The organism is Anaerococcus provencensis (assembly GCF_000312365.2).
GTDB classification, from domain to species: Bacteria; Bacillota; Clostridia; order Tissierellales; family Peptoniphilaceae; genus Anaerococcus; species Anaerococcus provencensis.
Genome location: NZ_HG003686.1, coordinates 405,412 through 420,613, shown reverse-complemented (window position 1 = coordinate 420,613; position 15,202 = coordinate 405,412). Strand labels below are relative to the sequence as shown.

Genomic DNA, 15,202 nt, shown 5'->3' with positions numbered 1-15,202 from the left:
TTAATACTCCTTAAAGGCAGATGACTTTCTGTAGCCTAGGTAGCTTATAATTATAAGTATTATTGATATAAATACTGTAATTGCAGCTCCTATAGCCTGGTACTGACTTTCCATGGTCAACTTATATATATATGATATTAGGATATCAGAACTTCCCGCCAAGTTTCCATAAATCTCTGGGTTAAATGGTCCACCTTGGTTGTAGAGGTAGATGATGGAGAAGTTGTTAAAGTTAAATGTGTATTGGTTGATAAGCATAGGCGCAATTTGAAAAAGCACTAGTGGAATAGTGATTTTAAATGTTTGTTTCAAACCATTTGCCCCATCTATGCTTGCTGCTTCGTATAGGTCCTTTGGAATAGCCTGGAGTACTCCTGTAGTTAGTAGGAAAATATAGGAATGTCCCAGCCAACCTTGGATTAGTATGAGGGCAAGTCTAGTTTGGATAGTGTTATTTTTTATATCCAAACTTCTTCCTAGGATATTTGAGAAGAAATCTGCCAAAATTCCGCCACGGCTTGTCATAATTGAGAAAAACATGATGGTGATAAAGGCTGGTATTGCCCATGGTAATAGGTAAACTGTCCTAAAGAATTTCTTTCCTCGAACTCTCTCGTTATTTACAAGAAGAGCAAATACAAAGCCTAGAACTATGGCAAGGGTTGATGCTGCCAAGGTCCAAATTACTGTCCATCCAAATATAGACCAGAAGGCCTGGCCAGCTATACCCTCACCACGAGCTATAGTTACGTAGTTGTGGACGCCTATCCATTGGAACTTGTTTTGGTTTTGTGGATCCATATTTGTAAATGAAATCAAAACCGCGGTTATAATTGGTACCATTACTATGAAAATGATCACTAGCAAAGGTAGGATTGTGATAATGTATGGGAATCCATCAGTGCGCATAAATTTGCGTGTTTCAAACCAATTGTTTGGTCTGATGCCTAGTATTTCAGCTTTTTCAGTTTTTCTAGCATCTTTAAAGGCAGATACATAGATGAAAATTGAAATTAGAACAAAGACTACAGCCAAAATACCTTCGATCATAAATAGTATGGACCTATCAAGCCTACGTCCACCTTGGGCAAGGCTAATAAGACCAGATATACCCTCTCCTTGGTAATTGCCATAACCTAGAGCGTATGGGATAGCTATTAGGTAGATGAACAAGGTTCCTAGGAAAAATAGGAGGGCTTTTTGCCACTGGCCATTTAATAATTGTCCAAGACCTGGTATAGGAAGACCTACTATAGACCTCCATGCCGCTTTCTTTTCTGTTTCGACAGGAGTCCTACGTCTTACTTCTGCTATGTCTGAATCAAGGATTTTCATTGAATTCTTATAGTCTTGTTTTATCTTATAATTTATTGCTTTAATCTCTTCTTCTAAAGATTTTTTTGGATTTTTAAACTCGGCGGCTATAGAAGAGTCCTCAAAGCGTTTTTTGTATTTTTCTTTTTCACTCTTGTAAGCTTTCTTTGAGATTAGACCCTTGTTAAAGGATTCTTTGAGATTGGCTAAATCTTTGTCGTATTTTTCCTTAAGAAGGCCTTTGTCTTTTTCAACTTCTGCCTGGCCTTTTTTAATCTGATCATCACTTAGAGCTTCAAGCTTTGTGCTTTTAGCTTCCAGTTGGTTTTTTAGTGCCAAATCGTGCTCTATAATCTCTGGAATTTCTTTGATATATAAGTTTGCTTCTTTGTATTTTAGCTCTGCTTCATATGATAGGTCTTTGTTCTCTTCATAAAAGCTAAGCATCTTGTTTGCTATGTGATGTTTTTTGTTAAGATCTGCAAATTTCTTATCGGTTTGATGAGTATTTGCCCACTCATCTGCTTCTTTGCTAGCTAAATCTAAGAGTTCTTTTTCTTTTTTTTCATATTGGCTAAGTTTTTTGATGTATGGGTGGGAGTTTCTATCGGGATTTTTGCCAGCAATTTGATCTATAATATACTGGTTTTTCCTTGGATAAAGGTTGCCACGGTCATCAGCCAATTCTTTTTGGTATGCCATAAGCTAGTCGGTCCTTTCTTTTTTTACTATCACTATAAATAAAATTATATTTAAGATAATGACTAAATAATAAGTTATAGAGTTTAACCTAAATTGAAATAATGTATGCATAAGCGATATAAATGTTGAAAAGCAAAAAAATATCTTGTATATCTGGTTTATGCGAATTCTATCGATAGTAAAAAATGTGTATAGGGATATTATAATTGGATTTATTATAGCAAGTATCATGTTAAATAATACTAAATTTATATACTGGCTATAGGATAAGTCCTTGTAAACTTTGCTATAGTCTTCATAAAAATTGATATCTTTGGCATAAAAAAGTGCCTCAAGTGACACCACTACTATTATTGCCAGCGATACTGCCATAATTTTCTTTAAGAAGACTTGGTCTTCTTTTTTTCTTGTCGCTTTCATAAATGTAAGAAAAAGGCCAATTGCTTGGCCCCTTTTTCCTATCTTTAATTGAAGTTTGCCATCATTGATTCAAATGATGATTTTAGTTGGTTGTAAGCTTCTTCTTCGTTTGCAGGTTTTGTTGAGTTCCAAGATAGAATAGCGTTTTTGTATGTGTCCCAAACATCTCCCCATTCTCTAAATAGAGGTCTTGCTGGTGAGTTGTTGTAAGATTCGATTGTAGCTGAGATAATCTCTTTATCAGAATCTGGAAGATCGCTTTCTTCATATGTCTTAGCTTCAACATTTTCCAAAATCTTGCCTGTAGCTTTGAATAGGTCTACTGCGTATTCTGGGTTAACTATTTCTTTGATCATTTCTTCTGCTATAGCTGTTTTTGCTTCATCGCCTTCGATACGAGCATTCATTGATAGTCCCCATCCACCTTGCCAGTGAGCTAGTGGTTTGCCAGCTAGAGTAATGTGACCGATTGGGCTTATTTGTAGGTTGCCTTCGCCAGCTTGTTCGCTTATTGTAGCTGCATCCCATGCACCACCTATACGAGCAACACCACCGTTGCCAGTTGTAAATGTTTCGTCGATGTATGCCCAACCAGCATCTGGGTCAAATAGTGGTGTGTTAGCTTCGCTGTGTTTTTTCCAATATTCATATAGTCCCTTGAATGTTGCTTGTTTTTCTTCTTCTAGTTCTGAGAAGTCTTTGGTCATATCTGTAAATAATGCACCATCTTCACCCTTTCCAAGAAGTTCGATATTTGATGAGTTTGTTGCAGCTACACCATACCAAGCGTCAAATAGTGGGAATAGTACTGTAGATTCGTCAGCAACATCGTCAATTTCTATTGGATCGTCTGGGTTGATTCCTTTTTCTTCAGCATTTGCTGTGTTTACATAGGTGATTAGAGATTCGATATTGTATGGGAATGCAAAATATTCGCCATCGATATTGAAGTTTCCACCAATACCTTCATCAAAGTTGTCCCAACCACCGATCTCTTCTTGTAGTTTTTGAGAATCAACTGCAGCTAAGATATCATTGCCTACTAGACCATAAAGTCTATCAGCTGGAATAGCAAAAAGATCAGCTACATCTTCGTTTGTAGCATCTGTAGAATCTATGATGTCAAGGTGGTCAAAAGCACCAATTGTCTTAAATTCTATTTCAGCATTTGGATATTTTTCCTTAACTCTTTCAGCTGCTTTTTCATAGTGTGGAAGCCAAGCTTCTTCTACTTGTACAGAAAGTTTACCTGATATATCTTCGTTAACTTCAGCAGTTTCTGTTACTTCGGTGTTAGCACCGTCTCCTGTTTCCTTACTATCAGCTGGTGCGTCAGCTTTTTTGCCGCCACCGCAAGCTGTCAATACAAAGGCAAGGCTTAAAGCCATAAAGCCTTTAATAGCATTTTTCATATAATTCCTCCTTAAAATGAAAACGTTGTTATGCTAATATTATAAATAATATCGGGAAAATAGTCAACATCATATTTTAGCTTTGTTAATAAATTTTCATTTAAAAAACCGTCATTTAGACGGTTTTCCTAATTAAGAACTATTCTATTGTTTGGGTCGCCATGTTTTCTTCTATATCTTCTGCTGGCTTTTTTTCTATATTTTCAAAGTGAAGTTCTTCATCTTTTACACTAAGCTTTATTACAGCATCCCTATCTAGTTTGCCATCTAAGATATCTTCTGCAAGTCTATCTTCTATCATCTTTGTGATGTGGCGTTCTAGTGGTCGTGCTCCATATTCATCGTTGAATCCTTCTTTGGCAAGAAGTTTTACGACTTCTTTGTCGTATTCTATGTCTATGTCGATGTTATTTAGCCTATCACGAGTCTTATCTAGCATGAGACTTGTGATCTCTCCTATGTTTTCCTCGCTTAGTGGGTTAAACATTATCACTTCATCTAACCTATTTAGAAACTCTGGAGCAAAGGCTTCTTTTACTTCGCTTTCTATGATTTCTTTGGTTCTATCCTTATTTTTCTCTTCAACATTGCCAGTTTCAAAACCTATAGTTTGCTTTTGGTTAAGGCTTGATACGCCTACATTACTTGTCATAATTATGATAGTGTTTTTAAAGTCCACTGTGCGACCTTGGCCATCTGTAAGTCTACCATCATCTAGGATTTGTAGGAGTAGATTGAAAATATCTGGGTGGGCCTTTTCTATCTCGTCAAAGAGTATTACAGAATATGGATGGTTTCTAACTTGCTCTGTTAGTTGTCCACCTTCTTCATAGCCTACATATCCTGGAGGAGAACCCACAAGTCTGGATACGGCAAATTTTTCCATATATTCACTCATATCCATGCGGATTAGGTGGTCTTCTGATCCAAAGATACTAGCTGCTAGAGTCTTTGCCAGGTAGGTTTTCCCAACACCAGTTGGTCCCACAAATATGAATGAACCTATTGGTTTTGATGGATCTTTTAGGCCAACTCTTGCTCTTTTTATGGCATGGGCTACTGATTTTATAGCTTCATCTTGGCCTATGACAGTTCCTTTCATAGCTTTATCAAGATTTGCATATTTTTCTTTTTCATCTTCAGTAAGCTTTGTTACTGGAACTTTGGACCATGATGCAACTATGCTTGCTATGTCATCGTAGCCAATAAATTTGTTTGGCTTTTCCTTGTTTTTCTTTTCTCTTTCTGCCTCTAAGTCAAATTTGGCTTGGTTTATAATGTCCCTTAGTTCTGCAGCTTTCTCAAAATCTTGGTCTCTAACTGCTTGTTCCTTTTGACCTATGAGCTCATCAATCCTATCTTCTGGCTTTTTGTCAGTTTCTTCTTCTTGGTAGGTTGTTATCCTAACCTTACTCATGGCCTCGTCTATGACATCTATGGCCTTATCTGGCAGGTACCTATCGTTGATGTATCTATCTGTTAGCTCAACTGCCGCGTCTATAGCTTCATCGGTTATTTCCACCCCATGATGGTCTTCATACTTATCCTTGATACCACGAATGATCTTTCTACTATCTTCCAAAGATGGCTCGTCAACTTGGATTGGTTGCATACGGCGGGTTAGGGCTGAGTCTTTTTCTACGTATTTTCTGTATTCTTCTATAGTAGTTGCTCCAATTATTTGGATATCGCCCTTGGCAAGGATTGGTTTTAGGATATTTGCTGCATCCATTGATCCTTCTGCCGCACCTGCTCCAAGCACCATGTGGAATTCGTCTATGAATAATATAACATCATCGTGATGTTCTAGCTCGTCAAAGAGTTTTTTGAGCCTATCTTCAAAGTCACCACGATATTTGGTTCCTGCTATCATTGATGCCATATCTAGGGACAAGACCTCCTTATTTGCCATAATTCTTGGCACGAGACCTGTTACTATCCTTTGGGCCAAGCCTTCTGATATGGCTGTTTTGCCCACACCTGGTTCACCAATCAAAATAGGGTTGTTTTTTGTCCTACGCATTAGAATCTGGATAAGTCTTTCGATTTCCTTATCTCTACCTATTACTGGATCAATTTTGCTTTTTTCTGCTTCATTATTGAGGTTTACAGCATATTTGGTCACATTTTCTGACAAGTCTTCACTTTGTCCATCGTCCTTGTTTTCTTCTCTTAATAAAGCCTTTAAATTGTTTTTTACTTGTTCTTTTTCTACTCCTGATAGTAAAAACATTATATTTGTAAGGCTATCGTCATCAGAAAGTATTGCAAATAGAACATTTTCTTCTCCAGCAGATACTGAACCATACCTTGTGGCATTGATCCTTGCTAGTTCAAAAATTTCTCTGACTTTTTTGCTATATTCTGTAGCAGGCCTGATTGCCTGACCCTTGCCAATGTTATTTATCACAACTTGGCGAAGCAGGTCGTAATTTGCACCTGCTTTTTCTAGGGCCTTTGTAGCAACAGATCCTGTCTTCATTAGGGCAAGGAGCAAGTGTTCGCTACCTATATAATCGTGGTTTAAGGAGTAGCTTTCGCGCCTTGCCTGTTGGGTTAATTTGTTTAATCTGTTAGCTTCCATTGCCTCTCCTTCATATATGAGTTTAGAAACTCTATCCTTTGGGGGTCTTTCTTTCCCTTATATCTATCCTTAGTTAGGTTAAATATCAGATAATCTATCTCATTGTTGGTCAAATCTGTATTAAAACCTAAGTTGTTATATTTCTTTAGCCTATAAAGCTCCTTTGCAATAGTGTTAAGCGATATGAGCTTTTCACTATTTAAGTTATTTAAAGAAATATTTATCTCTTCTATAATATCGTCATCAGAAATCTTATTTAATATTTGATAATCTCTTCTAAATCTTCTTTCATTTCTGACTAGACTATCAATATTTTCTCCCATAGTTTCGATGTATTGGTCCATATCTGGCCTGTAGTTACCAAAGTTTTTGACCAAATATATGTCATTGACATAAGTGTCATAATATTTTGGTATATATCTTGTGGCATACATGGCTTGGGTCATCATAGCTTGCTTGAATCCAAAATATGATTCTTCTGGGTCAACTAGGCCAAATAGGAACATCTTAAGCCTTGCCTCGACCCCTGACCCAGCATTTCTGCCATCGCTTGTTAGGTAACCATATTCTGGAGAAAAGGCAAATTCTATCTTTTCGTCCAATTCTTTTTCTACTGCCAAGGCTATCTTATAAGCTTTTTTGATATTCATCTCAAAATTTCTTACATTGATCCCTATATGGTCCCTGTCATTTATTGTTAATATATAATCATCTTTAAAAACTAGGGCAATTTGAGCAAGTTTGCTATCGCAATCTTCTGACAATACCATATCATTTATAAGTTTATTTTTAGTATCATCGTCTATTTCTGCCAATAAAAGCACTTGGCCCGGGTAAATTTCCTTTAGCATATCCACTATCCTAAAGCTATCGTCATAGGTAATGGTTGTTGGAAAATCAAAGCCCTTTATATTTCTTCTGATAGATATATTAGAGTTTAAAATAATATCTTTTGCGTATTCTATCAACTTTTCACCTTCATATTCAAGTCATCTATGCGTTCTTTTAGATCAGCTGCTTGTTCGTAGTCTTCGGTCTCTACTGATTGTTTGAGTTTTTCTTGCAAAGTTTTAATCTCTAGGGCTACTTCCTTAAACTCCCTTTCTGCCTTTGGCATCTTGCCGGTATAGGTATCAAAGTTATTATAAGTTTTCAAAATCTTGTTGGTCAGTTTATCAGAAAGTTTGTAGCACTCGCTACAACCAAAGATTCCGGCCTTGATATTTGATTCTAAGTTACCACAATTTGGACAAGTATTTTGCTTTAAGCCTTCCATAAAGCTAAAGGCGTGGTTGTTCAAATTGTATTTATATTCATAATAATTATCTATAATATCATCTAAACCAGGCACAAATTGTTGGAGTAAGGACTCTAAATTTGCACTGTTAAGGTTGATTTTGTGAAATTTCCCATCAGAAACATCTTCTCCTGTAAATTCTGTATAGTGTTTTATACAGTCCTCACAAAGGTAGAAGTTGTGTTCATAGCCATTTACTATAGCCTTAACACTGAGACTGGCGTCTTTTCCGCATCTTTCACATTTCATAATTAACTCCTTGCTAGTACACTCAAAAGAATGTTTTTTATTATATCTGACCTAAGGTAATTTCTACTTTTTGCTTCTATCATAGAAAGTGCCTTGTCACTTGTGGCATATTTTGCCATCAAAAATTCATCCCTAGTAAAGTACTTTTTCTTATATAAGTCCATGAACAAAATATCAGCACTTGCTTCTGTCATTTGTTCATTTAAATTTTTTATCAAATAAGATATATAATCATCTTCTTCAACTATGGTAATGATCTTTATAAATCCATTGCCACCACGTTTGCTTTCTATTAGATACCCGTTATGAGGGGTAAATCTAGTAGATAAAACGTAATTTATTTGACTAGGTGCACAATCAAATTGCATGGCCAAATCATTTCTCCCAATCTCAAGCATACCGTCAGTTGATTCTTCCAGTAATGCCTTCAAAAATTTTTCTATATCAGATGTAAGACCTGCCATATATTCACCATCTTTCTTAAGTGTCTTATTCTACGTATTTAAAGGTCAATAAAAAAGCCTGACCTTTTGACTATCTCTGACCTTTTCTTTTTAAAAAATAGAATCAATAGATTCTTATTCTTATTTTACAATTCTCCATTAAATTTTCAAGCTAAAATTTTGCAAAAAAAGGCTCCAGGGTTTCTCCTGGAGTCTTTAGCTTATATTATTTGTCTTCTTTTTTATTTGTGTAAGCTAATGCGCTTGCTGAACTTGCTAATAGTAGAGCAAGACTAGAAATTCCCATAATACCTGTTTTTGGGTTCTTTGTACTAGCTTCTTTGTTTGTTACTGCAGCCTTTGTTTGTTTTTGTTGGCCTTGTTTAGTATTTTTTGCTTTTTCAGTAACTTCTTTTTCGATTTCTTTGATAGCTTCTTGTTGATCTTTGTCAAATTTGTAGTTTGGAAGCATAGCTAAAAGCTCTTCGCTTACTGCAAATGGCTTGCTGTGATCTCCATTTTCAATATAAGCTTTTACTTCGTCTCTAAATTTGGACATAATATTATATACTTGATCTGCAAGATTTATTGATATATCTGTTGCTTTTTGGCTAGCTAGTTCTGGATTTTCGTTTAGAAGTTTTAGCATTTGTGCATCAACATCTTTTTGTTGGTCGATTATTGATTGTTGAACTTTTTCTATATAAGCTTGCATACCAGAATCTAGGTCAAGGTCATAATTTGACATACCAAGAGTGTTTAGTTCGTTAAATAGGCCGTTAAAGTTGTCATCACCAACTTTTGTTACTTCTGGCTTATATTTTTCGTGAACATCGTTAATCATTGCTGCATAGTATGGAACATAGATTGTATATGATGCATCTGCGATTCCTAACCATTGAAGTGTTGCAAGTTCTTTTGGCATATTTTTACGTTGTTCTAGAACGTGAACTTCCATTTGATTTTTGTTGCCTATTGGATAAATATTTTTATCTTTTGTAGAGTCGTATTGTGTTCCGATTCCTCTTTGTTTTAGAATATTTAAAACTTCAAGAGTTGTAAGCTTTCTGTTAGCATCTCTAAACATATCTACGTTGCCAGAATCGTTTGTGATATCTTCTACTTTAAGATCTTTTGTAAGTTCAGGATCTATATAGTTTAGTCCTTGCCAATATCTTGTTGCGCTTCCTTTTGCAACTTCTGCTGCATAAGTTCTTGTAATATCAATATTGCCATTTTCATCTTTTACTAAGAAACCGTTTTTCTCAGCTAAGTTCATAAGGTCTTTTGAGTAGATAACATTTTCTGTATCGTTAAGGTCAACGCCTCTCATTACGAACATATTTGGTTGTACAACTACCTTATCTTTTGGCATTTTGATAGCTATATATTGGTGGCCAGATAGGATATCCATGTGCCAAACTTCATTTCCATCACCGATCATTAGGGAGTTGTTTTCGCCAGCTCCGTGTTCATCTATGATTTTTGCTATATTTTCTATACCTTCTCTAGCAGTTTTAGATTGACCAAGAGTTACACTTTGTAGAGAAACTTCTGTAAATCCACCTTCTACTAGTGGGTCAGCTTCTTTTGCTTTTTCGTTATAATATGTGGAAACTGTTGCTGTCATTCCAACACCGTGTTCGTTGACACCAACTTCTCCATAAGCTTGGCCAACTACATTTCCGTCTTGGTCAACTGGTTCTGGAGTTGCTTCGTTTGAGTCTCTTATATAGGTATATTTGTAAGTTTCTTCTGGCATTTCCATTTCAAAACCATCGGCATCCTTGTACATTGTGCCTTTATCGTATTTCTTTTCTTCGGAAATACCAAAGATTTTGGTTTGGTTGTCTGATAAGTCTTCACTTCTACCATAGTATGTACTACCGTTTTCAGACTCTTCACTTCCTACATATAGACCTGTACAAGCAAATACTGGTGTAGTCATTGAGAATACCAACATTGATGCTAGACCAATATTCATTATTTTATGAAACTTTTTCATTTTTCCTCCCTTAAAACTACTAATGATTTCGTTTTCATAGTTCTAATAAAAGTATAACAGTTGTATATTTTTTGTCAACACATTATGAAATATTTATTCCAAAATTTTCGCATAAATGTATAGTTAGTATCTTTTATTTATAAACATAAAAAAAGACTCCCAGGATAAGCCTGGAATTGAATCGAATTCAAATTTAAGATAAGCTCAAAAAATAGGATTTAACGCAGGGTTGTTTTTTGTTTGTTTAGGACGTATAATGTTATCGACTAAAAGAATAGAGTTCAATCATGTTGGACGCATAAAAAGACTGGAGTGGCTGCTCCAGTCTTTTTTTAGGCTAGTTATATTCACCGCTTCTATCTAGCCGTTTGCAGATGTAGTGACTAATTACTCCTGCCATGATAGAAACTGTAATAGAATAGAATAGGTCTATAAATAGATCCTTCATGCTGGACTCACCCCCTTTCTGTTACCAGATTTGGGGATAGTAACGAATATATTATACTATTTTCTAAATAAAAAAACTCCCAGGAATTTCCTGGAAGTCTTAATACTATTACCTAGTTTGCATCAGAAAAGTCTGATTGATATTGTGGTGCAAAAGCTTCAAGTTCTGCTTTAATATCTGCATCTGGATTTGATAGGATTTGTTCAAGTGTTGATCCTATGTCGTTATATGCTTGTTGACTGCCTGGTGCAAGTGGTCTAGAATATAAGTTTTTGGTTGCATCAGCTAGAATTTTTGCTATAGCTGAGTCACTATCTTTATACTTGCTATCTTCAACAGCACTTGTTCTTGCTGGCATATATCCAGTGTCAAGAGCAAATTGAATTTGACTTTCTTTTGATACTAAGAATTTCAAAAATTCAAAAGCAGCTTTCTTTTGATCATCGCTTGCATTTTCAAACATGTAGATATTTGTACCTTGTTGTACACTTGATTCTGCTGGATAAGGTGCAGCTGCGTATTCAAATTTGCCTTCTACCCCATCTTTTACATAAACTTCACCAGCGTTTGAACCGATGTAAGCTCCTACTTGTTCATTGGCAAATGGGCCAGACATATATTGGTCAGTTCCTGCTATCCTGAAGTATCCTTCCTTGATACCTTTTTGGTAGTATTCTACAGCTGCTACTGATTCGTCTCCCGCTACATCAAGATCTTGATCCATTTCCACGCCGTTATTGTGCATATATGTTGCATAGTAGTTAGGAAGTGAATCGAAACCAACTCCTGGTATGTCTTTTTCTTCCTTAATCTTTTTAGAAACTTCTTCTAGTTCTTCATAAGTTGTTGGTACTTCAAGTCCTAGTTCGTCAAACAAAGTTTTGTTGTACCATAAAACTTCTGTAGATTTGTTAAATGGAAGACCCATAATCTTGCCATCTTCTTCGATTTCTTCACGAACACCTGGAAGGATATCTTCGTAATCTTCGATGCCATTGTCACCCTTTACCATATCTGTAAGGTCTGTTACAAGGTCTGCACTTTGAAATTGTAACATCCAGTCAGGATATGCTTGAGTAATGGTTGGTAAGTCTTGTGGTGATTGCATAGTTGCAACTAAGATTTGGTTTAAATCTCCGTAGTTACCTTGGTTTTGTAGGTTAACTTTGATGTTTGGATTTTCATCTTCAAATTGTTTTACCAATTTTTCCAAAGCTTCACCTTGTCCACCACCCATTGCATGCCAGAATACTATTTCTGTAGCTTCGCCAGATGCGTTATCATCTGTCGCATCTTCTTCTTTGGCTTCTTCAGTATCAGCCTCTTGGTCAGTACTTTCTTCTTCTGTACTTTCTGCAGTTTCTTCTGTTTGTGTATTGGTTTCTGCAGGTTCTTTAGCTTCTTGGCCATTGTTGCCACAAGCAGTTAGAACAAATAGTGAGAGCATTAAGCTCATTAGTAATGAAGTAACTTTCTTTTTCATAAAATCTCCTTTTTTTCTTATCATTACACTTTTTTTATACCCATTAATTAAAATAATGCTAGCCTTTTAAACCTCCATAGGCAACTCCTTCCAATATTTGCTTTCTAAATATGAAATATAGGATCAATATAGGAAGTATTGTTATGGTAGATGCTGCCATCTGCAAGTGAATATAAGATCCTGCTTCGGTTGCAAAGGCTGATAAACCATTACTTATCATCCTCATATTTTTTGTATTTGTTACAAGTATTGGCCACAAGAAAGAATTCCAACCAGCTATGAAATTTAGTAGGCCAATGGTAAAGAGGGTTGATTTGGAAAGCGGAATCATAACTCTTCTTATAAATTCAAAATCACTTGCCCCGTCAACTTTAGCTGCATTGTAATAATCCATTGGTATAGACCTTAAAAACTGTCTTAGATATATTATATAGAAGACACTTGCCAAGAAAGGCAAGATCAAGGCCCAATAGCTATCCAAGAGTGAAAGCTTGGCAATGGTTCTAAAATTGGTAAAAACTATGATTTCAAAGGGAATCATAAGTAGGGATAGGAGAATATTTTCTATCCAATTTTTGTGTTTAAAGTTCAAAAAATTAATCGCAAAGGCTGCAAGCGTAGTAGTAGTAAGTGTTCCCAAAGTATTTATGACAGTTACAAAGACTGTATTTAGGAAATATCTGCCAAAAGGTGCCACCTTCATAGCTTCTTTGAAGTTTTCTAATTGTGGACTTTCTGGAATTAGCTTTGGAGGTATGGCTGTCACTTCTTGGAAAGTCATCAAAGCTGATGAAATCATATAAAAGAAAGGAAATAGGGTGACAATAGCCATTATTATAATAAAAATATATGAAATTACTTTTAAAACTTTATTCATAAGCCACCTATTTTGTTAACCTTTCTATGATCTTTCTCTGAGCAAAAGTTAAAACCAAAAGCATCAAGAACAGAATAACTGCTGCTGCCATGGCGTGCCCATATCGATATTCTACATAAAACTTATTGTAAATATAGAAAACTGCTGTAACAAGCCTGTTGCCAACACCTGCCTTGCCATTAAATAGGGCGAAGACTCCAGCGTATATCTTGAATGCTTGGATAAAGCTTGTCAAAAATAGGAAAGTTATAATTTCCTTAAGCTCTGGCAAGGTAATCCTAAAAAACTGCTCGCTCTTTGTTGCACCAAAAGTCTCAGCAACCCTATAATAGTTCTTATCGATCCCGCGAAGACCCGCCAAAATTACTATTATGTTAAAGGCAAGGGCATTCCATACTCCAAATATGATTAGAGCTGGCATATTATAGTCTCTATTGTTTAGGAAATCATAAGGCCCTACGCCAAAAAATCCCAAAAAATAATTTAAGAATCCATACTGGCCATTTAGTAGGTATCTAAAGACAATACCTATTGCTATGACACTTGTAAGGTAAGGGATAAAAAATATTGTTTCAAAAAACTTAGATCCTTTTACTTTCTCATAAAGTATCAGGGCAATTACCATTGAAATTATAAGTGATATCGGCACGACGGTTACTGCGTAGATAAAGGTGTTTTTCATAGCCAGCTTAAATTGCGGGTCCCTTAAAACTATGGGATAGTTTGAAAGACCTATAAATTTGGGATCTAGGATACTATTGGACTCAAGGGACATAAAAAAGGTCCTAAAAAGTGGGTAGATAGTAAAAATCCCTATGAAAATTATGGCTGGCAGTAGGTAGAGCCAAGCTCTAGGCGAGTTTTCCGCCCTGTAAGATCCTTTCCCTTTCATTAGTAAACTCTCTTTCCATCTTCTTCAAATAGGTAGACTGATGAATAATCTATGGCAATTTTTATAATATCATCCTTTTCAATTTTTAGCTTAGAATCGGCTATCATCCTTGATGGAATGCCATTTAAATTAAAGTGCAAGATCATATACCTACCTATCATTTCTATGTTTTCGACTTTTACACTTATGCCATTGTCATCAAATTTGAAATGCTCTGGTCTGATACCTATGGTATAAGTTTCCTTCTTAAGTTCTTCCTTGAATCTACCATGATCAAAGTCTAATATATCTAAGGAAAAATCTTTTGATATTAGCTTGCCATCTTGATATTTCATATCGTAGGTGTTTATAATTGGGTTCCCTATAAATTTGGCCACAAAAAGATTGGCAGGTTCCAAGTATAAGTTTTGTGGGATATCATATTGTTGGATGACTCCCTCATCTATTAGGGCTATATAATCAGAAATTGATAGGGCCTCTTCCTGGTCGTGAGTTACAAATATTGTTGTGACTCCAACATCTTTTACAATACTTCTAATCTCTTCACGAATAGATAACCTTAGTCTAGCATCGAGATTTGATAGGGGTTCGTCCATCAAAAGAGTCTTTGGATTTTGGACTAGGGCACGAGCAATGGCAACTCTTTGCTGTTGGCCACCAGAAAGTTGGGCTGGTTTTTTGTCCTTGTACTCCTTGATATAAGTAAGGTCCATGTATTTTTCAGCAACCTTGTTTGCTTCTTTTTGGCTAATCTTATTATCTCCAACTGTTAGGGGAAAAGTAATATTTTCCAGTACTGTCATATGGGGATATAGGGCGTAGTTTTGAAAGACCATGCCAATATTCCTATCTTTTGGGTGTTTGTTTATTATAGACTGGCCGTCAAATAAAATATCTCCGCCAGTTGGATCTAGGATTCCTGCTATAATATTTAAAATAGTAGATTTGCCACAACCCGAAGGACCAAGCAAGGTCACAAGGGCACCGTCAGGTATCTCTAGATCAATATCCTTTAAGGCTTCAAATCCATTTTCGTAAACTTTCTTCAAATCTTGAATCTCTATCATAATTTCCTC

Annotated in this window: 11 protein-coding genes; all 11 read right to left on the bottom strand. The window is 35.8% G+C overall.

Features of this window, described 5'->3' with window-relative positions; genetic code table 11:
- Nucleotides 1–2,016 carry a carbohydrate ABC transporter permease gene (locus BN38_RS04710; RefSeq protein WP_044565837.1) on the bottom strand — a complete coding sequence of 672 codons (2,016 nt, stop codon included), beginning with the start codon at nt 2,014–2,016 and terminating at the stop codon, nt 1–3.
- Nucleotides 2,017–2,480: 464 nt separating this feature from the next.
- Complete coding sequence (locus tag BN38_RS04700) at nt 2,481–3,848, bottom strand: sugar ABC transporter substrate-binding protein (protein ID WP_044565834.1); 1,368 nt, start codon at nt 3,846–3,848, stop codon at nt 2,481–2,483.
- Between the two features lie 139 nt (nt 3,849–3,987).
- The gene (locus tag BN38_RS04695; RefSeq protein WP_044565833.1) at nt 3,988–6,432 is read right to left on the bottom strand and encodes an ATP-dependent Clp protease ATP-binding subunit; all 2,445 of its coding nucleotides are present in this window, start codon (nt 6,430–6,432) and stop codon (nt 3,988–3,990) included.
- Nucleotides 6,414–7,400, bottom strand: coding sequence for an ATP--guanido phosphotransferase (locus BN38_RS04690; RefSeq protein ID WP_044565832.1), 987 nt, complete (start codon nt 7,398–7,400; stop codon nt 6,414–6,416). The genes BN38_RS04695 and BN38_RS04690 overlap by 19 nt, the downstream gene beginning before the upstream one ends.
- Nucleotides 7,397–7,978: a UvrB/UvrC motif-containing protein gene (locus tag BN38_RS04685; RefSeq protein WP_044565831.1), complete on the bottom strand. Its 582-nt coding sequence runs from the start codon at nt 7,976–7,978 to the stop codon at nt 7,397–7,399. The genes BN38_RS04690 and BN38_RS04685 overlap by 4 nt, the downstream gene beginning before the upstream one ends.
- Before the next feature lie 2 nt (nt 7,979–7,980).
- Nucleotides 7,981–8,442, bottom strand: a complete 462-nt coding sequence (locus BN38_RS04680) for a CtsR family transcriptional regulator (RefSeq protein WP_044565830.1) — start codon at nt 8,440–8,442, stop codon at nt 7,981–7,983.
- A 205-nt stretch (nt 8,443–8,647) separates the two neighbouring features.
- Entirely contained in the window at nt 8,648–10,426 is a 1,779-nt protein-coding gene (locus BN38_RS04675) for a C69 family dipeptidase (protein ID WP_044565829.1), read from the bottom strand.
- A 560-nt stretch (nt 10,427–10,986) separates the two neighbouring features.
- Complete coding sequence (locus BN38_RS04670; RefSeq protein WP_044565828.1) at nt 10,987–12,357, bottom strand: ABC transporter substrate-binding protein; 1,371 nt, start codon at nt 12,355–12,357, stop codon at nt 10,987–10,989.
- 58 nt (nt 12,358–12,415) lie between these two features.
- A complete protein-coding gene (locus tag BN38_RS04665) occupies nt 12,416–13,234 on the bottom strand; it encodes a carbohydrate ABC transporter permease (protein WP_044565827.1) in 819 nt (272 codons plus the stop codon).
- A gap of 7 nt (nt 13,235–13,241) precedes the next feature.
- The gene (locus tag BN38_RS04660) at nt 13,242–14,126 is read right to left on the bottom strand and encodes a carbohydrate ABC transporter permease (protein ID WP_044565826.1); all 885 of its coding nucleotides are present in this window, start codon (nt 14,124–14,126) and stop codon (nt 13,242–13,244) included.
- Nucleotides 14,126–15,193: an ABC transporter ATP-binding protein gene (locus BN38_RS04655; RefSeq protein WP_044565825.1), complete on the bottom strand. Its 1,068-nt coding sequence runs from the start codon at nt 15,191–15,193 to the stop codon at nt 14,126–14,128. The genes BN38_RS04660 and BN38_RS04655 overlap by 1 nt, the downstream gene beginning before the upstream one ends.
- Nucleotides 15,194–15,202: the final 9 nt, after the last annotated feature.